This is a genomic window from Tenacibaculum sediminilitoris (genome assembly GCF_964513795.1).
GTDB classification, from domain to species: Bacteria; Bacteroidota; Bacteroidia; order Flavobacteriales; family Flavobacteriaceae; genus Polaribacter; species Polaribacter sediminilitoris.
The window spans coordinates 90696-113777 of sequence record NZ_CAZEQR010000044.1; the positions used below are offsets into that span (position 1 = coordinate 90696).

Sequence of the window (23082 nt, forward strand, 5' to 3'; positions counted from 1 at the left end):
AAAAACGAAGATATGCCACCAGCAGCAAGATTAACAGACTTTCATCAATGTCCAATGCAAACACCAGCAGTACCTGCCCCCATACCACATGTTGGAGGGCCAATTATAGGTCCAGGACAACCTAATGTATTAATAGGAAAACTACCTGCTGCAAAAGTAGGAGACATGCTAGTGTGTGTAGGTCCACCAGATACTATTGTAAAAGGCTCTGCAACTGTAAAAATAGGAGGTATGCCAGCGGCTAGGATGGGAGATACAACGGCACATGGAGGGAAAATAGTAATAGGAGCTTTTAATGTAATAATAGGTGGGTAGTATTAGTGTAAATAAAAAAAAAGAGTTTTTAGGATCAGGTTGGTCTTTTCCTGTAACATTTTCAGTAGGAAACCATCAATTAGAAATCACTAGGTATGAAAATAATATCAAAGACTCTATAGATGTAATTATGCAAACCAATTTTGGTGAGCGTCCTATGAATCCCCAATTTGGTTCTGGACTTCAGCAGTATTTTTTTCAAGAAATGAATGAAACACTCAAAGCTGAAATAAAAGATACAATAATAAATAGCTTACTAATCAACGAGCCAAGAATAAGTGTTTTGAGTATAGAAGTTAACTATGCTGATGTTTTCGAAGGCTTGGTAGAAGTTGTAATTAACTATGAATATAACCAAACAAATACACGACATAATTATGTGTATCCTTTCTATTTAAAAGAAGGGACTAATTTATGATAAATGACTATAATTGACCAAAATAAAATACTTAATTCTCTTGAATTAGCACTAGAGAGTCATTCTCGTTTGATTGATAGTCGAACAGAGAAAGACGATTTTAGTTTTTTGGTAAATTTCGCATCATTAATTAATTTTTATGATAAAACGAATACCGTAAATGGAGATTGGAGCCCTTTTTTACTTAAAGACCCAACTTTTCTAATTGCATCAATAGCAAAAACACCCTACAAAAAAATACATTCATTATTTGCACAAACATGTATTACACTAGAAGAGTTGTTGGCATGTAAAAAGTTTACATCAATAACAAACAAAGAAGGTGAAAATATAACAAACTGTTTTAACCAGTTATTTAATCAATTAATAGGCATATTTCATTTAGTAGAGAGATGGGTGCATTATATGTTAGAGTCACCTCTTACTTATAATTTGAAAGACTATACAATTAATCAAGTAAAAGAGAAGTATAGCCAGTTTTTATGGTCACTTCTTTGGTTAAAAGAACAATTGTATGTAAGTAAACAAATAAAAGGAATAACTTCAGTAAACAAGTATTTCTATAATTCATTTAATCCAAAAATTTGGAAACAAAGCAATATAAAAGTTCCTTATTCAGAATTATTAGAACTTAAATATCCATTAAAAGAAAATACGGAATGTGATTTTTACAATTCATTAAAAACAACAGGAGAAATTGTTTTTTCATTTTTCAATAGCATTATAGAATATTCATTTGTAGAATTTAAAAACATAAAAAAAGAGAAAAAAATATTTCCTGACACCTTGTTGCTTCAAACGTTTACTGAATTGATGAAGATATATAAAAATCAGGCAAATGGGCTTACAGAAAAACATTTAAGTTTTTATTATAAAGATATTTTACGCCAAAAAAAACAGTTAGCAAAAGCAGACTCAGTATTTACTTGTGCAGACTTATCTGAAATTACCACCCCTTTTCAATTGAAAGAAAATACACTATTCAATGCTGGGGAGTATGCTGACGAGTCAACAATTTTGTTTAAGACGGTTAACGATGTTTCTTTAAACCCAGCAAGTATTTCTGAAGCATATACAGTTACTAAAAAAATAAAAGAAAACGGTTTCTCTAAATTATATAAAAAACGAGTTAAAGATGTAGGTACGGTTAAAGAAGATGAAGATGGGAATATTGAAAGTTGGAAAACTTTTGGCTCGGAAAGTAAACCAGAAGGTAAAGAAGTAGACTTAGGTTTTGCAATAGCTTCTCCAATGCTACAATTAAAAGAGGGGAATAGAGAGTTATATTTAAATTTTACTTTTTTAGATAAAATAAATGACTTACGCTTTTTTGAAAAAGGAAAGTATTATTTAAGTACAGAGGAAAAATGGTATCCTCTTCCAAAAGAAAATATTGAAATTACTAGAAATAGTAAAAGTAAACACAAGGTTCATTTTAAAATAACTTTAGAAGAATCGGCACCATCGATTGTTTCCTTCTTAGAAAATCCAGACAGTATAATAAGCTCGTGGCCTATATTTAAAATGAGTTATACCGAGCTTTTGTCTGTAAATAACCCTGTTAAAATTAAATCGTTACAGATAAAAGTTGTAGTAAAAGAAATAAACTCTTTTCAGTTGTATAACGATTATGGTTTATTAGAAACAGAGAAGCCTTTTCAGCCTTTAGGGCCAGCACCAGAGAAAGATCAAAGCTTTATGATTGGTAACTCTGAAATTTTTAGTAAGCCTTTAAAAACCTTTTCTGTAGAGTTAAACTGGAATAATTTGCCTATTGCTTTTACAAGTTACTATCAGCAGTACAACAGGTATTTAGCAGGTTATTATAATGTATTGCCTAGTTTTAGTGAGACCAAAGAGAGAAAAGAAACTTCTTTTTTTAGTAGAGTTTGGCCTTTTAGTAAAAAGAAAAAAAATATAGTTGTTCCAGTTTATAATAAACCATTTAATGACGAATGTTTTAAAGTGGTATTTCAATTACAACAAAATAAACAATGGTATCCTGTCGAAATGAATGTAAGTTGTTCTTTTTTAGATAGTTTAAGTGTTAAAGGGCAAGGAGATACTTACAAAAGAGAATTATTTCAAAAAGTTTTTTATGCTAATATAGATATAAAAATCATTGATGTATTAATAATTAAAAAGCAACTTAAAGTTAATGAGTTATTTACGGTTAAAGATATTTTAAAAGTTTCAGCAAGTTTAAAGCTTAATGAAGAATTGATGATAGTAGATAAGCTAAAAATAAAAGGCTTATTAAAAATAGAAGAACGACTGGCTATAAGTGACATTATAAAAATAAAGGATGAGGTAAGTTTTAATTACCTAAAAAAAAATCAAGAAAAATTAAAAGTAACAGAACTTTTTGAGCTTAATGAGTACTTAAAAATAAGTGATGTTTTTCTAATAAATGAACAAGTAAGCGTAGACAATACACTAGTAATTCAAGAGTATTTAAAAAACTCAACGATAACCTTATATAAAAATCATATAGTCAAATCGTTAGACTTAGAAATTAAAGATCAGCTTTTAATTAATACTTCTTTAACAATTGAAGATGTTTTTGAAATTAATAAAGACCTGATAGTGAGTGATTTGTTAACATCTAGAGGAAAAGAGATTATTAGGATAAAGAAAGAAGTAACGGTAAATGACTTATTAATGTTAAGTGTAGAAAACTCAAGTAATGAAATTAGTTACTCTGGTAACCTTGTTGTTCAAAACACATTAAAAAAAGAAATTGATGTAAATATTTATGGAGTGTTACAAATTAATGGGGAGGTTAGTTTAGAAAACAATATTAAGATTCACGAAGAATTAAATTTTCAAGAAGTTTTAGAAATAGATACAGAGGTTATAGAAAAAAAGAATATAGCACTGTTTGAGAAAATTAAAAACGATAGTGTATTTGGGTCTACAAAAATTTCAGAAGTTCAAAAAGATATAAATCCTGAAATTCAAAATACACTTTTAGAGTTTAATGAAGAAACTTCTACTGGGTTTATTCGTATGCAATTAATAGAGACTAAGTACGGGTTTGGAGCATCATTATATTCGAAAATAGTGAGTGCTATAGCCTTATATAATGCAGACGGAATTGCACTAAACTTTAAAGAAGGGGAAATAAAATATCCATTAGCAAAACCCGCAAATGAACCTTACACACCTGTTGTAGGTTTGTTTAAAGGAAGCTATACAAGTAGTGTAACCTATAATTTTTTGAGTGAACAAAACGAATACCCAATTCAGTGTTTTTACTATGATGTTTTTAAAAATTATAAAGTATACGATACTAACTTTACTAAAAAAGAAAATAAAACAATTAAAAATACTTTTCCGGCCTTGTTGCCCAAGGTAGTATATGGAGGTGGTTTGTTTTTAGGGTTAGATAAAGTTATAGCACCAGCTGCAGTAAGCTTTTACTTTGAGTTGACACAAGATTATTTAGAGTCAGATAAAGAGAAACAAAAAGCTTACTATAGGTACTTAACAAAAAAAGGTTGGAAACAGTTACCCCTATTATCAGATACAACAAGTAATTACAGTTGTTCGGGTATTGTTACTTGTAATATTCCTTCAAATATAACAGATGTACAACATATAATGCCTAATGAAAAATATTGGGTATGTGTTGCAGTGAAAAAGAACCCAGATGCATATTCTAAAACGACATTTTTAAAAACAAACGGTTTTAAATTAGAAAGAACAGGTGAAGTTTATAAAAAGACTTCAAAGAAACCAGAAATAAAGGCAAATGTAATTGAAGAGCCACATACTGCTATTCCTGAAATAGCAACTATTGTACAACCATTTCCTTCTTTTGGAGGGAAGATGGCTGAGACAGAAAAACATATGAATAAGCGCGTAAGTATACGTTTAAAAACTAAGGGTAGAGTAGTAACAAGCCAAGATTATTACAGAGAGATTATTGGAGAGTTTTTAAGTATTTATTATGTAAAAACTAATTATGATAAAAAACTAAAAAAGACAGCAGTATATGTGGTTAAAAAGGTTCAAAAGAGTACAGACTCAATGGCGTTTAGACCTTTAGTAAATCAATGTTATCAAGAAAAAATTCAAGCATATTTAAAAAATAGAGCTTCTGAGTTTGCTAATATTCAGGTACGTAATTTTAAACTGACTTATGTTAAGATAAAAGGAGAGGTTAAAATAACTTCAGGATACAAACCAGAGGGAGTAGCCCAAAAAATAAATACAGGAATTAATATATTCTTATCACCATGGATAACTACTTCACAAGAACAAATTACGATTAATAAAGGAGTAAGTGTAGCTCAAATTTCTGAGTTTATAAAGAGTTTTAAAGAAATTCAAAGTATTGTATTTCTCGAACTTTATTTAGGGAATGAAGAACACATTTCAGGAAATATTAAATATAATAAAAAACCTTACTACACAGTAAGCCTTTTAGATATAAAGCCATCAGATTTGTTAGTGCCATCATTAAATAATACAGAGATAACCTATACGTAATGGAAGCATTAAATCACATAGAAAATACTACATTACCTGTTGAGGTTAACTTTGAGAAGCTCAAAGAACTTGGACTAGCCTATATTCAAAAGAATAATGATAATACTTGGACGAACCTAAATCCAAGTGACCCAGGAGTTACAATTTTAGACCAGTTGTGTTTTGCTTTCACTGAATTAGGATATTGTAATGATTTTTCTATCAAAGATATCTTGACCAATAAAGAAGGAGAGTTAGTAGTTAAAAATCAATTTTATTTACCAGAAAATATATTAACAACTTCACCTATTACAATTAACGATTTTAGAAAATATGTAGTAGATAAAGTTAAAGAACTAATCAACTTACAAATTACACCTGTTAAAAGTCAATGTAACGTATATAGCGTAAAAGTATTGATAAACAGAAGAATTGATAAAGAGAAGTTAATTGAAACAGTTACGATTAATAACGAAGAAAAAGAAATAACAGTAAAAAGTCAAGAAGAGATTATTTTAGAAAACACTTTTTTTGTTCTAAACTCTTGTCGAAACCTTGGAGAGCTGTTTTTATATCCAACAGCTTTTAAAGCAAAAAAACATCAAGTATATGGACAGTTAGAAATAGAAAGTGGATATGATATAAATACTATTTTAATAGAAATTGAAATAGCAATAAATAATTATGTTTTTCCAAAGTTAATTCAAGAAGGGTACAATGAATTAAAGAAAGAAAAAGAAACCACAAATACTATTTTTAATGGACCAAAACTCAAAAATGGATGGATTGTTGAAAGTAACATGCGTCCAAAGAGAAATAGAATTAAGGCTTATGAGTTAACGGAAGTTATTCAGTCAATAGCAGGAGTATTATCTATTACAAACGTGTTATTTAGTCATGTTAAAACACCATATGAAGTATGGTCATCTGAAGAAGAAATATTAGTGTTTAGTTTTATTGATTCATTAGAAAAGAATAGCAATAGTTTACAAGTTTTTACTAAAGGAAAAGATATAAGTGCTAGCATAAACGCTTCAATTGTAAAAGAATTATCAAGGTTAGACGATGCTAATAGCCAAATTAGTAAAGTATCAACAGTTCAAATGGCTCCAGAATTGCCTAGTGGAATGTATAGAGATATTAGCAGTTACTATTCTATTCAAAATACATTTCCAGACGCGTATGCCGTGGGTAATGAAGGGGTAAGTGCTAATGCATCAGCTTTTCAAGTAGCACAATCTAGACAGTTAAAAGGGTATCTAACATTATTTGATCAGGTGTTAACTAATCAGTTTATGCAGTTAGCTAGCCTAGATAAACTATTCTCTTTTGAAAATTCAGTAACAGGAACTCCGTCTGATCAAGAACAGTTTTATAGTATTCAAAATGCTTTTGAAAAAAAGCATGGAGAATACCCATCACCTTTCGTTTGTTTTTCACCAACATACTACTATCAATCTTTGTATAAAGAAGTACCGCATGTGCGTCCTTTGTTACGTAACTTCAAAAAGCATGAGTTTGGTTATGAAGTTCAGACTTTAAGAGAAAATGGTTGGAAAGAGTATCAAAAAGACCCATACAATTCTTACATGTGGGGTTTGATGTCTTTTATGGAGAATGAAGAAGTAAACCTAAAGCGAAGAAATGATATATTAAATCATTTGTTAGCTAGGCATGGAGAATCACCTATACTAATCGATACAATTATTGAAGGTACAGTATACTCTGGAAACTCACAAAAAGATAAGGTGATTATTAAAAGTTTGTATTTACAAAACCTAGGACTATTATCGTACTATAAAACCAAAGCATATAATTTTATAGGAGCTACAAAGTTAACTATAAACCACATAGAGAGTTCTAGTGAGTTACCAGAAAAAGAATATAAAGAATTACAAAAAAAACTAGTTCAAGGAAATCAGAAAAATTTCATTTTTGATACACTTAAAGTAGATAAAGAACAAAAAATAACGAATTTAGATTTTACAGATTTTTCAGCAGTTGAGTTAAAGTTAAATCTACTGTTTGCTCTAAATGTATATTATCAAGACTATTTAGTAAGTTATAATAATGCTTACGCATACTGGTTAATTACCCAACGAAAAGGTTTTTTATGTATTGAAACCAATTTGTTAAAAGAATCAGTAGATTATGAAATAGTAATTACTGAAGATCTTAAAGGAGAACTATATTGGAAACTAACTCAAAAACTGAGGTATAAACAGCTTATAGAGTTAGAGATTTTGTTAAGAGAACAAGTTGACTTTATAGATTTACAAAAAAGATATCCGCTAGTAAAAGTAGAGAATAAAAACAATAGAGGTAGCGATTTTGTAAGTGTAGAAAACTCTTCGTATAAATGGTCTGTTAAAATACCTTTAGATGAAAATTCATTATCAATAACAGATTCATTTTTTGAAAATGAACTCCTTTTAATTTTCCCTAAATTTTTTGAAGGAACCTTAAATTTTAAAATTTCAGATTTTAAAAACAGACTTTCTTATTTTTTAGAAAGTGAGCTGCCAGTTCAGATAACTACAAAGAATTTTTTTGTTAAAAATTGCTTACTAAAAGAGCTAATAATAGCATATGTTAATTGGTATAATAGTTTACGCTTTAATCAAGAAAAAGGCACTTTACATGGAGGAAACCTTATAGCAAATGCAAAAAAACTGATTAAAATACTTGTTGAATTAAATCAATTAAACCATGATTAAAAACAACAATCATATCGTAGCACGTTGTTATTGGAATACTTTTTTTGATAATAAAAAAAAGGGAAAAGAACTTCAAGACACAATAAGTCATTGGAGTGAGTATTGTATGCCTAGAGAAATTAACAGTGTTTTTGATGCTGTATGTTCAGAAGAACAAACACTTAAAATTAAAAACTTAGAGCTAGATTTAGGTGTTATACATTTTGAAAACCTAGAAGAAGATCTATATCTAAAACTAAAAACACAATTGCTATTAAAGCTTAGTGATATTTTGATGTACCCAAATAAGTATTCACAAAGCATAGAAGTTGTTACGAAAGAAAATACTCGTTTAGCCACTTTAAAATATTTTTTATTAAAAGGTGTAATGCCTTGGAATTATCAAAAAATTAAAGGGTCGGTTAATGAAATTTTTAAACATCAATTGCAGCACAATAAACAAGAGATGATGCATATGCTTGAATTAGTAGGGGGTAAAGAGTATGTGCGTAAAAGAATGGCATGGCAATTAAAGGAAGAGAGTATTAAAGAGATTATTAAAAACTTAGAAAGAAGTAACGATAATTATATAATTGAATTTTCTGAAGAATTTGTAAAAATTCAAGAACAAGAAGCTATTGTTAAGGCAAGTCTTCACGATTTTAAAAAGAATTTGCTGTTCTGGATTCTTAACTACTTGTTTACCGAAAGAGGTACAATGTTTAATAAAGTAGATTTTGTACAAAGTAATATTCAACAAATGGCAAAGCATTTTAATATTGAATATTATGAACTTTTTGCTTTGATAGAGGAAGCAGTTGATAAGGTACATGAACATTCGTATGTAAAAAATAACTTTATTTTAATTCTATCTATACTATCTCAAAAACAACAAAACACTTTTTATAAAAACCCATCAACTGAAAGGCAAGTAGAAAAACAATGGAAGCTACTTGAGCATCTTTTAGAGTCAGCCAATAACCGCAGTACAACGTATCAGAAAAAACGATTAGAAGAATTAATACGCTTTTTATCAATCAAAAACCCATTAAGATTTAAAGAAACAATGAGTTTATTAGAAAAAAACTCATTTAAAGCGGTATCACTAAGTAAAGATATATCAGAAGATTCTTTAAAAATACTATTTAAAGTATTGTCGCCTACTTATGCAGAAAAACTAATAAGTCAAATAAAAATATTTGAAAAATTTGCGTTAGAAAAGTATTTTAAGTTTGATAAAAAGTGGTTATTAGGTAAAGCAATTCAGTATTTAATAGAGAAAAAAGAAGCATTTGCTAGTGAAGAGTTTTCTTATTACATCATAGTTGAAGTAAGTAAATCTCAAAAAGTATCAAAAGCAAAAGTTTTTGAAAATATACTAAACGCAAAAATTCTAACAACATATAAGAATACAGAAACATTGGCTGTGTTTAAAGAGTTAAAACAACTCTATACATTAGAGCTTACAAAAGAAATACCTGTTTTTTCAAAAGAAAAATTAATAAAAGTTCTTAAAGAATTACAGCTAGGTTCGTTAAAAGGAAGTGGTTTACAGGTTACTGAGAAGTATTATGCAATTCTTCGTGTATGGTTAAAAGAAAATCCAAAGGAGGTTTGGACTGTGCTAAAAACATATAAAAAGCAAGAGTATGTTCAAGAGTTACTACTAGTATTACTAGACAATACAGCGATTATTACTCCTTTGTTAAAAAAAATATATTCTAAACAATATGAGGTATTAAAAAAGATAGAATATAATATTGATCAGATTGTAAAAAGAAAACCAACACTATCTCAAAGTTTACAATACATAAAAAGTAGATTATTTATTGAAGGAGTGAAAGTTTTAATAAGTAGTCAAAAATTAGATACAGTTTCTTTCATAAAGTTAGTTTTTGAACAGCTAAGTTTTCAAAAACAGCAACCAAATAATAAGTTACATAAAGAATCGATTATTAGTGTTGTAGAATCACTTTTAAAAGATAACCAAGAATTCTCAGAAGCCCAAAAATCAGACTTAAAGTCGTTTGTTCGTTCAGTAAATACTTCATCTAAACTCGATGTACTTAAGAAGTATATAAAAGAGTATAATGATAAACAGAAAGAAGTAGCAAAAATATTAACTCTTTTAGTTCGTGAAAAAAAGATTAATACTAAAGATTTTAAGCAGTTTGAAAAAAGTGTAAGTCAATATTTGTTAAAAGAAGGATATGCATTACAAGAAAATTGTATAAGAGAATATCAAAAACAAAGAAACCAACTTAATAAGAATTATACAGCTGTAGAGATTAAAAAAGTTATTTCAGAAATTTATTGGCAAAGTATTGCAGATTATCAGTGCTATAAAGGAGATAAAAAGAAATTTAAAATATTTTTCAATACTGCTGTTTTACAGTTTTTAGGAGCGCTTAAGAATAAAAAGGAGCAAGAGGTAGAAGGAAAAATATTTAGAGAAGAAAAAACAACTATAAAAAATATAAAATTAAGAGGAGAAGCTTTTTCAGTAAAAGAATTACTGCTTTATGTAAAAAAAGCAATTAAAAAAGAAACGTTAAAGATTGAAACTAATAAAAAAAGTTTAGACTTTAAAGAGGTCTTATTGTTTCTTCTAGAGCAGTATCCAGTTCAAATACATGAGTTATTTAGAGATGAATCTATAACAACTAAGCAACTTATAAACCTACAATCAATACTACCTTTTCAACAGTTTGTGGTGTTTATAGAGAAGGATGAATTAAGAGATTTATACAAAGATATTTTAACATTATTTTTATTAGTACAAGAGTTTGTTAATAATTCAAACAAAATAGAAAATGAGTTTTGGAAGGAAATTGTTCAGCAGATTAAAGATAGGGATGGAAATAGAGAATTAAACACATTAGTTGATATAGTTCTGGAAGATTTTTCTATTAAAAAAATAACAGCCCTAGAAATAGTGCGTGTCATTAAAGATGAAAATATACAAATATCTAGAACCCTACGAGAATTATTGGTAAAAAGAAACCCAACCTTTGAATTACTAGAGAAGTCAATTCAAAAAAGCTATAACTCTAAAATTATTACCTCAAAATACAAAACTGTTAGTATAGTAAAATTAGTTAAGGTTTTATGTATAGAAAACAAAATACCATCTTGGTTTTTACATTCAACACCAGCTACGGTTAGAGGATTAGTAAATGAAGTTTTAAGAGATTATCCATTAATAATGGTATCAGTGTTAAATAAGAATACAGTTTCCGATTCACAGTTCAGTAAGTTAACAGACAAAATAGAAATTACAACTCTATTAAAAGTCTTAAAAGAATTATATCCCTATCAACAAACCCAATTGAATACTATTGAGAAATTATACAAAGCAATAACATATGTTCCAATAGAAAATATTGCTGCGAAAGAAATTCAACACATATTATTAAAAAAAGTATTGAAAAGTTGGGTTACTTCTAACTGGAAACTTATAGGAGTTACTTCGGTATGGAAAGAATTATTATGGGAAGTATGCACCAAAAAAAATATTGAAGAGCGTCAATTTATAAAGGCTTTCGATGATATTAAATCACAGTTGCCAGTTCAACTACAACTAAGTTATAATGAGTTAAAAGAAACAAAAAGAAGAAAAAAAACAACTTCAAATAAAATTAAAAAACAAGAAAATATGAATACACAACGTAATGATAAATTAACTACAGGAGTCACAGTTCCAAATGCAGGAATAGTGCTGTTGAATAGTTATTTTTTAATGTTGTTTGAGCGGTTAAGTTTGGTAAAAATTAATCAATTTATTTCAGAAAATACTCGTTTAGATGCCATTCATTATTTACAATATTTAGCAACAGGAATGACTAAGACAGAGGAATCGTTACTAGCACTTAATAAAATAATATGTGGGGTTTCGTTATCAGAGCCAATAAGTGAAGGAATAGAAATATCAAATAAAGATAAAAACTTGATAGATGGACTTCTTACGTCAGCTATTGGATATTGGGGAGCTATTGGAGATACTTCAATAGAAGGTTTTAGAGGAAACTGGCTGGTACGAGAAGGTATTTTAAGAGAGGAAGAAGACCGTTGGAGTTTAATAGTAGAAAAAAGACCTTATGACGTATTAATGTTAAAATCGCCTTTTTCTTTTTCTATTATAAAATTACCATGGATGGTAAAACCATTACATGTAACATGGCCTTTTTAAGAAGAGAAATAAACGTTTAAAAAGAGACTAACAAAAAAATAGAACTAACCAAGCACTCAAAGGAGTGATAAAATTAATAATAACTAAAACTAATTTTTATGAATTCTTACAATGAAAATTTGCACGCCAGTGTCTTATCGTCACTTAGTGAGCAAGAATTACAGTTACAAAAAACAAAAGCAAGTTTAGACGCTTCTATGTTTTCGTTATACTATGCCGAAGGAGCACGTATAACAGCCGCAGAAGAATTGCAAATAGCAAATAGTAATTATGCTTTTCAACAATTAATCTTAGAACAAGCAGTAATAGATAGTGATGTGTCTACTAATATGTTAAGTTCTACCAATTTAGGTAATAAGCTTATATCTACGTCAGTTAAAAATACTTCAGTAGCTGCAGCTAATGTACAAATAGCTGCTAATGCTGTATTAAAGTTAGCTAGTGACGTTGGAAGCATCTTTAGTATGGTAAATGCTGCTGATTTTGATACCGAAATTTACACACAAAGTAAAGAGGCTTATGAGTTAATGAACAAAACGGCATATTTAGCAGAAAAAACTTCACAGCTTAGTATGGAAGCATCTGCCCAAATTGCCGAGGTTCCTATCGTTAGTTTAACTGATAAGGCACAAGCCACAGATACTTCAATAAAAAGTTTACTAGAAATAGTTACTACAGATTTTACTACTGCATCAAACAATGTAGCTACTGATTCTCAAGCTTTGGTAACAGCAAACTCTCAAGAAAAATCAGCAGAAGGTACGCTTCAAAATACAGAGGCGGTTTATCTTTCAGGGATAAGTGCTTATGAGTTAACAAATAAAGAATTAAACCTAGATTTAGAGGTAGTATTACCGGAAATCTCTGGTAATGCTACATTTTATACGGTTGAATTTAATAAATATAAAAGTCCATTTAGGTATAAGACTATAACAAAAGACGATAAGGAAGAGGAAACAGGGTATCCAGTAAAAGATTATTATATTTTTTTAGTTAAAAATAAGAGTAAAGAAATTTTTTCTATATCAGATGCTGAAGGGTTAATAATGGAGAGTAAAAAAGAAAAAAAGTATTTAAAAATACCAAGTTCAAAAGAAAGAAAGTATTCTCAAGATGTATATATGTCTGATTTAAACGATGTAGATGGAGAAAGAATGAAGCTGGGAGAAAAATATGTAGTATTTGTGTTTGCTGTTTTAGAGAATCAATACAAAAAAGTCATTAATACTTTTGATGATTATTTATCAGCACCATCTGCTCTTTTTACGTTAACCAATAAGCTAACAGCTCCTACACCAGAAGCTATTTCAGTATCAGAAAATGTAATGACTTTTAGTGTACAAGAGGATGCAGAATATAGTGTAGAGTATAGATGTATCTTTTTACCCAATAATAGAGACTTAGTAAAAGGATTGTTAACCGTAGAAGGGTTAAAATCTATAGAAATACAAACAGAGCAATTAGATGATGTTTTTAGAAAATATAATCCAGAAATTGAACGACTAGAGTCAGAAATAAATGATCTTTCTTCTTCAGAAACAGGACTTGAAGAGCAAGAAGAAAAGAACTTAGAGAAACAATCAGAAAAAGGATTAGATGCAAAAGAGCTTAAAAAACTAAAAGATGATTATAATAAAATAGAAAAAGAGCATAAAAGAGTAGAAAAAGAAATAAAAATTCTTCAAAAAGAGTTAGAAAAAGTTGAGAAAGAGAAAAAAGAGGCCATCTCTAGTGTAAAATACCCTAAACATTTAAAGCCAGGATTCTTTTTTAATTATAACATAGCCAAAGGTTTAGGGATAGATAGTTATGCACTGGCTGAGAAAGAATCAGAAGATAGCGATGAATATACACTATCTATAGATTCCTTAACAACAGATAACTTTGGAAATAGCTTAATACCAGGAAATGTATACATTCCTGCAGTACTAGCAATGTCTAATGAAGAAGAGAATGTAAAACTTCAATTTGTTGGAGCATTATCCGATTTTCAAAAAACAAAAGATTTTACATACACTTTAAAAAATAATTAATATTAAAAAATATAAACATGTCAGTATTAAAAATAATAAATAGTTACCCAGGTAAATATGGAGTAACAGAGAAGAAAAAAGAAGAGATAGATTCATTAACAAATCAAGTACTTAATGCACAAGATGAAGTAGAACAATTACAAGCAATAGTAACTTCATTAACAGAAAAGTCTTCTAAACTACAAGTTTTAGTACAAGTAGAAGAGGCTAATAAAGCTGCAGCTTTAAATAATAAAGAATTACTCGATCAAATAGTAGACAGTGTAATTGATTTACTTATAAACTCTAAAATAACTTTTGATGAAATTATTAGCTCAGATAAAAAAATAAAAATAGTAGCAAAAGATATTGATAACGTTATGAATAAACTTATTTACTCTGCTGAAGTGGTAAATAAATTATCAAATTTAATAATTCGTAAAAAATCACAAAACCCTTTAATTTCAGACGAATTGGTTGCAATGGTTAATACTGCTGGAATAGATGCTAACAATGCAGTAGCATTAACACTTACAGCATTAAATTCTGTTTTTGCTTCTCAAGCAACAACTATTGAATCAGAAGGAACCATGTCTTTAGAGTTGTTGCAAGCGATACGATTATATGAGTTTATTACAGGTGAGGATTTAGTGTCTGTAATGAATGAGGATAAGACAGTTTTTATAGCAAAATTACAATCTTATAAGAGAAAAAAAATAATTATAATAGAAGAAATATCTATAAATGTAAAACAAGAAAAAGATAACATAAAAGAACTAATTTATATGGCTTACGGAAGGGCTTCTTTTATATATACCCAAACACTAAAGGCAAGTAAAAATGCTTTAGAGCAATTAAGTGAAGCAGAGTCTAAACTTAGTGAGGCTACAATAAAATTAAACTCATTACAATCTGGATTAGCAGCAGCAAATGCAGCAGCTTTGGCTTCATAAGAACAATTAAGAGATTGTTTAAATACAATAATACTATTCATTTTTAAACAATCTCTTTTTATAAATTCCGTCAAAAATTAGTTATGTATACTTATAAAAACGAAAATCAAGAGCATCAGTCAGTGCTAATTTATTACCAGATAAAATAGGGAAAAATACACCGCTCCAGTTAATAGATAATAGAAAAAGTATTCAAAATATTGTTCAATGTATAGACATGGATGATGAAGAGTATGAAGCTGACTCTAATGAGAACCAAATAAAAACAGATTATAAAGCATAAGCTAGGTGAAAAAAAGATGAAAGAAATAAAAAAAAAGTAAATTTTAAAAAATGAAAAATATTACCAAAAAATTTTATACTGATTTTTATAACAGAACTAATGGTTTTATACCCACAAAACCATTAAATCAACACATGTATCCAGGAGATTTTTTTCAAATACAAAAAGGAGAAGTTATTGTGTTAGGTAATATTTTTAAAAATAATATTATCAATATTGATGAAGTAAAGATAGAGTATGGCATAGAATTAAATTCATATAACTGGAATTTTAGCAATGGAGTAACAAAACCCTATTCGGGTAGAGATAGTGGTAAAAACCCTATAGAAGGAAGTTTTGGTTACAGTAAACAAATATTAGCATTTAAAGAATTTGGAAGTTTCTTTTTTACTAGTCAAAAACCTCAGGCAGCTAGAATTTTAAATTGGAATGAAATAGCTTCAGAATTAATCATTAAACTTACACAGGTTTTATACTCTTTTAGAGAGCTCTATGTAGTTACAGAAAACGTAACTACTGAAAATTGGACATTGGCGGTTTCAGGATCTGATAAAGGAGAGTTAGAAATAGCTTCAGAAACTGAAAGTTCAGGATTAACAGAGTTATTTGGGAAAGCAAGTTCAAAAACAATACAAGCTAGAGATATAGAATACTATCATAGAGAAAACAAAAGAATTCCGTCTTTTTTTAAAGCAAAGAAACTCATAGTACAACCAGAAAAACTTGAAGTTTTTATAAGCGATTTAATAAGGGAACGAATAGGGGTGATAGACTGGGCAAACAGCTTGTTTAAAAACAACTTTCACAACGAAACATTTACAGTATCTATTCCAAAAAATAAACCAATATGTGTATTAGATATGTTACAAGCTAATCAGTTAAACCCTAATACAGCATTACAATATTTCAAGTGGGAAAATACAAGTTTAGATGATGTAGAAAGATTATTTATTTCTTATGGAGACTAATATAAAAGCATTGCAGAAGGAGGTTTTATGGCTGCAAGAAGTAATTCATAATGTAATAAGTACCTACTTAGAACATGAAGGAGAAAGACCCCATTGGACAGAAATATCCAAACCAGATCTAACAAATCAAGAATCAACATATGCCCAATGTGTAACAAAATGGGAATTGAATAGTTACCAAAGGTTAGCTTTAGCTTTAGCCTTAGCTACCCAATTAAAACCAGAAGTTTTAGATGTTTTCTTTGGAAGAAATAAAATTTACGATAGAGGGTTTACAGAATTTGGCGGAATAATAGATAAAAATCATAGTGGTTTTTTGCCCACAGGACAAACATTATTATTTCTCATAACGGCAACAGAACCTCATTTAAGAAATGAAGTGCTAACCATTTTTGGTAAAGAAAGTATACTAATAAAAGAACAAGTTATATTTATTGAAGAAACAGAAAATTTTATACCTGAATATAATGGAGTATTAGGCTTTAGTAAACGATGGTTTCATTTTTTTGTTACAGGGAAAAAACTAAAGTTAGAACATAGTAGTAGCTTTCCTGCTCAAAAAATCACCACACATTTAGAGTGGAAAGATGTGGTTTTGAATGATGTGGTAATGGACCAAGTATTAGAATTAAAATCATGGCTTCAACATGGAAACACATTAATGAATGAGTGGGAGTTATTTAAGAAAATAAGACCAGGGTATAGAGCCCTATTTTACGGACCACCAGGAACAGGAAAAACTTTAACAGTTTCCTTACTAGGAAAAGTATCAAAACGAGAAGTATATCGAGTAGATTTATCCATGATTGTTTCAAAATACATAGGAGAAACAGAAAAAAACTTATCTAGAGTTTTTGATATCGCACAATATAAAGACTGGATTTTATTTTTTGATGAAGCTGATGCATTGTTTGGAAAAAGAACAGAAGCCAATAGTTCAAATGATCGACACGCAAATCAGCAAACATCGTATTTATTACAGCGGATAGAAGACTTCCCAGGAGTAGTTATTTTAGCTTCCAATTTAAAGGGAAATATGGATGCTGCTTTTACCAGAAGATTTCAATCCATGATACATTTTAGTATACCTGAGGTTAATGAACGCTATCAATTATGGAAAAATGCCTTCTCAGGAAAATGTACACTACATCCAAATATTGATTTATGGAAAATAGCAGAAGAGTATGAATTAGCAGGAGGAGCAATAATTAATGTACTTCGTTTTTGCGCTTTGGCCGCGATAACAAGAAACGATACTGTAGTTGTTAAAGAAGAGCTCTTAGAAGGAATTAGAAAAGAGTTTAAAAAAGAGAATAAAACAATTAGTGTTTTCTGATATGGGAGAATATATAAAGCATAAAAAAGAAGCGCAATCAACCATTTTTCAAAGAAAGGAAGGTAAAGGAAGTTTTCTAGAAGATAATAGGGGTCAAAATTTAAACCCCATTCAAAGAGGCAAAAAAAAGAAAGATGATGATAGTGATGATGATTATCAACCACCATGGGCAAAAAAACAAAGAAGATTTGCATTTACAGCAGATAAGCCTACTAAAATAATCAAAAAAACAGCTCACAAAAGAAAACATTATAACAAAGAAAAACATGATGCAGTTTATACATGTCCGGCCTGTAGAAGACCTTTAGGATATATAAATAAAGGATCAAAAAAAATGAATCTAACAAATTTTTCTTATACGAGTAAGAATGATAATTTAAAAAGTCAAAGAGCATTAACATTAGATCACTATCCACCTTGGGCAGGAAGACTAAGTAAATTAGAAAGTAGAAATGCTACCGATCAAGAAATGAAAGATGATTATAATGATGAAGATAGATTAAGAGCTTTATGCAAAAAATGTAATGAAAGTCATAAATATGAAAGTACAAAACATATAGATTATGAAAGTGATGATGAAGAAGAAGGGTATTTGACAGATAGCGAAGAACCAGAAAATTCAGGATTTTACAGCCCTTTTAGGTATAGGAAAGATGATGACGATGGTGCTGGAGGAGGGGGAGGAATAACCGCTTAGAGAAATGATAGTTTTTTAAATTTTAGAATTATGGAATATAAAAAATCAAAAGGAGCTCAACAAGAAAGTAATAATTATAGTAGATTAGGTAAAGATGCATTACAACTCAAGGATAATCGTTCTGGAAAGAACATACTTTCTAAAAAAACTACTCAGTTACAGGGAATAGACGAAGAAGAAGAGCTGCAATTAAAAGCAGATACTACACAAAAAAAGGGATTAGAAGAGGAAGAAGAGAAACCTTTTCAAATGAAAAGTATAGATAAAGTTGTACAGAACAAAAGAATTATACAAAGAGGTAAAAAAGATAAAAAAAAGAAAAAAACAGGTAAAAAAGGAGAAACATACGGTGATATTGGAAGTGGATATTCACAAGAAGATATAGAAGAAGCTAGAAGAAGAACTGGAGGTATTTCTGCTCATGGAAGTAAAAAATCAGGAGCTGGTATTAGTGGGAAAACTAAAAAAGAATCTGAATTATTTACTAGCGAGTTAAGAAGTATTAAAACAGAAAAAAAAGAAGCTAGAAGAATAGCGAAAATAACAGGTCATAAAAAATATAATCCAGGCTCAAAACAAACAGATGAAATGTCTGATTTTGAAAAAGCCTCTAAGCGAGCAAGAGAACTAAGTAGCTCAGTTAATCAAGAAGCATTTGATAAATATCTTAAAAAGAGAGGATATAAATTTACAGAAGAAGAGTTAGATAAATTATATGCAATACTTTATGCTGGTATGTTTGATGTCGATGAATTTCAAGATGATAAAAGAACTGATAAAGATGACGAGGAAGATCATGACCATTTTGGAGGCGGATCAGGATCTTTAATAACCGTATAATATCAAAAAAATAATCTAACAAGTTAGTAATACTTACTAAAAATAAATAATAAGGACGTATGTATGCCAAGCAAGACAAAAAAAAAGAAAATAGTAAAGTAACTAACACTATTGTACAAAAGAAGAATAGTGTTAAGCAAAAAAAAGAACTTATAGATAATCGATGTGAGGCTGGAATACAAAGAAAATTACTAGAACAACCAATTCAAAAAAAAGATAACAATACAGGTTTACCTGATAACCTAAAAATGGGAATAGAAAACTTATCTGGCTATGCTATGGATGATGTTAAAGTACATTATAATTCCAATAAACCTGCACAACTAAATGCACATGCCTATGCGCAAGGAACAGATATTCATTTAGGTTCAGGACAAGAAAAGCACCTGCCTCATGAAGCATGGCATATAGTACAGCAAAAACAAGGAAGAGTTCAACCTACAACCTCACTCAATGGAGCACAAATAAATGATAATGAAGGGTTGGAAAGCGAAGCAGATATAATGGGAGGTAAAGCATTGCAGATGATAGGAATGAAAGGAGTGAATACCTCTTTCCAATTAAAAAATATTCAACCTAATAATATTCAACGAAAAAAAGCAATTCAATTAATGGGCCAAACACAAAAAGCTATTGAAGGTACTTTAAGTTGGAATGAAGTATCAAAAGACTGGACAAACGCAACACATCAATTTAAAAACTCTGATTGGCAAGCTGTACAATGTGTAGCTATAGAACGTTTCCTAACTAATGGAAATTCAGAAAATAAAGAAAATGTTACTCAGCTTTTAGAGTCTAGTACTTGGGATATGATAACAGACTCCATAACTATTGCTTCATTGATAGCAGCTGCTATAAGTGTTATCGCGCAAGCAGCGTCAGCATCTGGTTTAGGTTGGTTAATTCCTATTTCAATCGGTTTAATTGGTAAATTAATTTCAGAACTTATAGAAAACCAAGAAAAAACAACTCCTGAAAATAAAAGTAATGAGGAAGTAAAAAAAGAAAAAAACATTAAGTCAATTACAAATTTTGTTGGATCATTAGCGGTAGGTGTTACGGCTGTATTTGCAGCTACTGACGATAAACAAGCTGTTTTTAAAGGAATTGGAGCAACAATAACCATAGCCTTGATGGGAATACTAGAACTATTAAGAGTTCAAAACTTAAATAGAGAAACCATTTATGGAATAGTAAGGGATAAGATAAAATCTTTAAAAAATGATAGTGGAGAATCTACTTCTTTATTACCTGAATAATTTAAAATTAAAAAAATGACTAACTACAAAGGACATAAAAAAGAAAGTAGTTTTAATACAACTACTCAGTATAATCAAAATAATAAATCTATTTGTCAATTAAAAGACAATCGTTCCAAACCAGAAATTGTTCAGAGAATGTTTAATGGTTATTCAATGGAACCAGATACAGGTGCAGATAATGCAGGGGCTTTTTATTTACAAGAACAAAGAGAAGCACAAAGACGTAGAATTGCTGATGAGGCAGCTGAAGCACAAAGACGCCAAGAAGAGCAAGAAGCAGAAGCAGTTAAACAAGAACAAAGAAGGAGTGAAGCAGAAGCTGTTTTTAAACAAATGAAATATCAACTTAGTGGTAATGCTAGAGGAGCGTGGTTAGCAGTTGAGGAAGCTTTAAATCAAGGAGGTGATGAAAAAGCAAAGGGTTTGGTTTACAGGGTTGTAAATGAGTATATGCGTACAGTTTCGGGTTCGGTAAACGCTGACAGGGAACAATATGGTGGAGACCGAGGCTTTTCTAGAAGGTAGTCTATTACTTAAGTTAACAAGCTTTTGTATAAAAATATTCTAATCTTTTTTTATATTCTTAAAGAAGTTTTAAAAAATAGTTATTGGTAGTACAATAACTTTGATGACCAAAAGCTATCATTTTACCATCATTAGAAAAATGTGGGTTAGATTCATAACCATCATAGCTGGTAAGTCGTATGGCATTTCCTCCTTGAATAGGAGCTTTCCATAAGTCGTTCGCATATACAAAAACGACTTCAGAATTAGATATTGTAGGTTGCCTTAAAAGGCATGTTCCTTGGGAAAAACCAGTATAGCAGACAGCTAAAGTAAGTAAGGTTAGTATTTTTTTCATACTTTGTTGAAATTTTAAACCTTAAAACTCCTTAATTAACTGTTAAAGGGAGTGAAAAAATTGTTAAAACCTTAAGCGAAAAAGGCTTAAGTTAAAAACTAAAACCCAACTGCTTTGTCATCTCCACGAGGATCAGCACCACCTTCTAATTTTCCATTTGGGAGCACTAAGATAGCGTCTACTTTACCAATTATAGGAGAGTTGGTTTCGTCTAATTCATATCCGAGTTGTCGTAGCTTATTTTTTACTTTTTTGTCAAAACCTGTGGGCTCCATTTTAATGACATCAGGTAACCATTGATGATGAAAACGAGGTTGATTTACAGTTTCTTGCATTCCCATATGAAACTCATGTACATTTAAAATGGTTTGTAAAACTGAAGTGATAATCGTTGAGCCTCCGGGAGTTCCTACAACCATATATAATTGACCGTTTTTTTCTACAATAGTAGGAGTCATAGAACTCAACATGCGTTTTTCGGGTTCAATTTTGTTGGCTTCGGCCCCTAGTAATCCAAACATGTTTGGTATACCAGGTTTGCTTGAAAAATCATCCATTTCATTATTTAAGAAGAAACCTAAATCTGAACAGTATAATTTAGAACCATATGCTCCGTTGATTGTTGTTGTGGCAGAAACCGCATTTCCAAATTGATCAACGATAGAGTAGTGGGTAGTTTCATTACTTTCAACCATAGAGATACTTCCATGAGAAACATCGGTAGAAGAAGTGGCTTTTTGAAAAGAAAAATCATTCATTCGATTTTTTGTGTATTCTTTGCTGATAAGTGTTTCAATTGGAATTTTAACAAAATCTGGATCTCCTAAATAAAAACTTCTATCTGCATAAGCTCTACGTTCTGCTTCGGTAATTACTTGTATAGCTTTTGTTGAGTTATGTCCAAATTTATCTAAGTTAAATGGTTCAATTCCGTTCATAATTTGTGCTAAACAAATACCACCACTAGAAGGTGGAGACATGGAAATGATTCGTAAATTGTCATACGTAAAGGTAATTGGAGTTCTCCATTTAGCTTCATATTTGGCTAAATCTTTCTTGGTCATAATTCCACCATTGTCTAGCATAAAAGCAACGAGACGTTTAGCGGTTTCACCTTTGTAAAATTCATCTCTACCATTTTGTGAGATACGTTCTAAAGTAGCTGCCAAAGCAGGATACTTGATAGTGTCGCCTTTTTTCCAGTTTTTATCAAAGAGAATTGAGTCTTTGTTTACTTTTAAAAAGTAGTGCTGATATTTTTTTATGCGGTCTTCTTGTTTTTGGGTAACCACAACCCCTTTTTTAGCTAAGTCTATTACTGGTTTTAAAATCTCTTGAATAGGTAATGACCCAAACTTTTTATGAGTAGCAAAAACACCAGCAACTGTCCCTGGGATTCCTACAGCCATAACTCCTAACGTACTTTTGTTTTCAATAACGTTTCCTAAGCTATCTAAATACATATCTTTATGAGCAGCAAGTGGAGCTTTTTCGCGATAATCTAAAGCGCCAATTTCTCCTGTGTTTTTCCGATATACCATAAATCCACCTCCACCAAGGTTTCCTGCATAAGGGTAAGCTACTGCTAATGCTAGTTCGGTAGCAACCATAGCATCAAAAGCATTACCGCCTTTTTGTAAAATATCGGAACCAATTTTTGAAGCTTCTTTGCGTGCAGATACCACCATTGCTTTTTCTGTAATTGTGCCTACAATTTTTTCTTTTTTACAACTAGATAGTAGTATGAGTGCTGAAAAAAATAAGATTGCTTTTTTCAT

The 23082-nt window shown here is 29.9% G+C and carries 15 protein-coding genes; 13 read left to right on the forward strand and 2 right to left on the reverse strand.

Annotated elements, in window-relative coordinates; translation table 11 throughout:
* Positions 1-12 precede the first annotated feature (12 nt).
* The 13 genes from ACKTSW_RS10080 to ACKTSW_RS10140 all read left to right on the forward strand — a co-directional run bounded on the left by ACKTSW_RS10080 (position 13) and on the right by ACKTSW_RS10140 (position 20967).
* Positions 13-315 (forward strand): PAAR domain-containing protein, encoded by a 303-nt coding sequence (locus tag ACKTSW_RS10080; protein WP_408025131.1) that lies wholly within the window; start codon positions 13-15, stop codon positions 313-315.
* Positions 308-733 carry a GPW/gp25 family protein gene (locus ACKTSW_RS10085; RefSeq protein ID WP_408025132.1) on the forward strand — a complete coding sequence of 142 codons (426 nt, stop codon included), beginning with the start codon at positions 308-310 and terminating at the stop codon, positions 731-733. The genes ACKTSW_RS10080 and ACKTSW_RS10085 overlap by 8 nt, the downstream gene beginning before the upstream one ends.
* 3 nt (positions 734-736) lie before the next feature.
* Positions 737-5227 (forward strand): hypothetical protein, encoded by a 4491-nt coding sequence (locus ACKTSW_RS10090; RefSeq protein WP_408025133.1) that lies wholly within the window; start codon positions 737-739, stop codon positions 5225-5227.
* Positions 5227-7923 carry a hypothetical protein gene (locus tag ACKTSW_RS10095; RefSeq protein WP_408025134.1) on the forward strand — a complete coding sequence of 899 codons (2697 nt, stop codon included), beginning with the start codon at positions 5227-5229 and terminating at the stop codon, positions 7921-7923. The genes ACKTSW_RS10090 and ACKTSW_RS10095 overlap by 1 nt, the downstream gene beginning before the upstream one ends.
* The gene (locus tag ACKTSW_RS10100) at positions 7916-12091 is read left to right on the forward strand and encodes a contractile injection system tape measure protein (protein ID WP_408025135.1); all 4176 of its coding nucleotides are present in this window, start codon (positions 7916-7918) and stop codon (positions 12089-12091) included. Before ACKTSW_RS10095 ends, ACKTSW_RS10100 begins: the two co-directional genes overlap by 8 nt.
* Positions 12092-12189: 98 nt before the next feature.
* Positions 12190-14124 carry a hypothetical protein gene (locus ACKTSW_RS10105; RefSeq protein WP_408025136.1) on the forward strand — a complete coding sequence of 645 codons (1935 nt, stop codon included), beginning with the start codon at positions 12190-12192 and terminating at the stop codon, positions 14122-14124.
* Between the two features lie 17 nt (positions 14125-14141).
* Complete coding sequence (locus ACKTSW_RS10110; RefSeq protein ID WP_408025137.1) at positions 14142-15056, forward strand: hypothetical protein; 915 nt, start codon at positions 14142-14144, stop codon at positions 15054-15056.
* A gap of 333 nt (positions 15057-15389) precedes the next feature.
* The gene (locus tag ACKTSW_RS10115; protein WP_408025138.1) at positions 15390-16307 is read left to right on the forward strand and encodes a hypothetical protein; all 918 of its coding nucleotides are present in this window, start codon (positions 15390-15392) and stop codon (positions 16305-16307) included.
* The gene (locus ACKTSW_RS10120) at positions 16297-17643 is read left to right on the forward strand and encodes an ATP-binding protein (protein WP_408025139.1); all 1347 of its coding nucleotides are present in this window, start codon (positions 16297-16299) and stop codon (positions 17641-17643) included. The genes ACKTSW_RS10115 and ACKTSW_RS10120 overlap by 11 nt, the downstream gene beginning before the upstream one ends.
* A gap of 1 nt (position 17644) precedes the next feature.
* The gene (locus tag ACKTSW_RS10125) at positions 17645-18340 is read left to right on the forward strand and encodes a GH-E family nuclease (protein ID WP_408025140.1); all 696 of its coding nucleotides are present in this window, start codon (positions 17645-17647) and stop codon (positions 18338-18340) included.
* A 30-nt stretch (positions 18341-18370) separates the two neighbouring features.
* Positions 18371-19180: a hypothetical protein gene (locus ACKTSW_RS10130; RefSeq protein ID WP_408025141.1), complete on the forward strand. Its 810-nt coding sequence runs from the start codon at positions 18371-18373 to the stop codon at positions 19178-19180.
* Positions 19181-19239: 59 nt separating this feature from the next.
* Positions 19240-20439, forward strand: a complete 1200-nt coding sequence (locus tag ACKTSW_RS10135) for an eCIS core domain-containing protein (protein WP_408025142.1) — start codon at positions 19240-19242, stop codon at positions 20437-20439.
* 15 nt (positions 20440-20454) lie between these two features.
* Positions 20455-20967, forward strand: coding sequence for a hypothetical protein (locus tag ACKTSW_RS10140; RefSeq protein ID WP_408025143.1), 513 nt, complete (start codon positions 20455-20457; stop codon positions 20965-20967).
* Positions 20968-21025: 58 nt separating this feature from the next.
* Here the strand turns inward: ACKTSW_RS10140 and ACKTSW_RS10145 are convergent, their stop codons facing one another.
* Both ACKTSW_RS10145 and ggt read right to left on the reverse strand, forming a co-directional pair.
* Positions 21026-21304: a hypothetical protein gene (locus ACKTSW_RS10145; RefSeq protein ID WP_408025144.1), complete on the reverse strand. Its 279-nt coding sequence runs from the start codon at positions 21302-21304 to the stop codon at positions 21026-21028.
* A 98-nt stretch (positions 21305-21402) separates the two neighbouring features.
* Positions 21403-23082, reverse strand: coding sequence for a gamma-glutamyltransferase (gene ggt, locus ACKTSW_RS10150; RefSeq protein ID WP_408025145.1), 1680 nt, complete (start codon positions 23080-23082; stop codon positions 21403-21405).

Coding starts and splice junctions, on each gene's coding strand:
- ACKTSW_RS10080 (WP_408025131.1), top strand. CDS start 13: ATGCCACCAGCAGCAAGATTAACAGACTTTCATCAATGTCCAATGCAA.
- ACKTSW_RS10090 (WP_408025133.1), top strand. CDS start 737: ATGACTATAATTGACCAAAATAAAATACTTAATTCTCTTGAATTAGCA.
- ACKTSW_RS10095 (WP_408025134.1), top strand. CDS start 5,227: ATGGAAGCATTAAATCACATAGAAAATACTACATTACCTGTTGAGGTT.
- ACKTSW_RS10100 (WP_408025135.1), top strand. CDS start 7,916: ATGATTAAAAACAACAATCATATCGTAGCACGTTGTTATTGGAATACT.
- ACKTSW_RS10105 (WP_408025136.1), top strand. CDS start 12,190: ATGAATTCTTACAATGAAAATTTGCACGCCAGTGTCTTATCGTCACTT.
- ACKTSW_RS10110 (WP_408025137.1), top strand. CDS start 14,142: ATGTCAGTATTAAAAATAATAAATAGTTACCCAGGTAAATATGGAGTA.
- ACKTSW_RS10115 (WP_408025138.1), top strand. CDS start 15,390: ATGAAAAATATTACCAAAAAATTTTATACTGATTTTTATAACAGAACT.
- ACKTSW_RS10120 (WP_408025139.1), top strand. CDS start 16,297: ATGGAGACTAATATAAAAGCATTGCAGAAGGAGGTTTTATGGCTGCAA.
- ACKTSW_RS10125 (WP_408025140.1), top strand. CDS start 17,645: ATGGGAGAATATATAAAGCATAAAAAAGAAGCGCAATCAACCATTTTT.
- ACKTSW_RS10130 (WP_408025141.1), top strand. CDS start 18,371: ATGGAATATAAAAAATCAAAAGGAGCTCAACAAGAAAGTAATAATTAT.
- ACKTSW_RS10135 (WP_408025142.1), top strand. CDS start 19,240: ATGTATGCCAAGCAAGACAAAAAAAAAGAAAATAGTAAAGTAACTAAC.
- ACKTSW_RS10140 (WP_408025143.1), top strand. CDS start 20,455: ATGACTAACTACAAAGGACATAAAAAAGAAAGTAGTTTTAATACAACT.
- ACKTSW_RS10145 (WP_408025144.1), bottom strand. CDS start 21,304: ATGAAAAAAATACTAACCTTACTTACTTTAGCTGTCTGCTATACTGGT.
- ggt (WP_408025145.1), bottom strand. CDS start 23,082: ATGAAAAAAGCAATCTTATTTTTTTCAGCACTCATACTACTATCTAGT.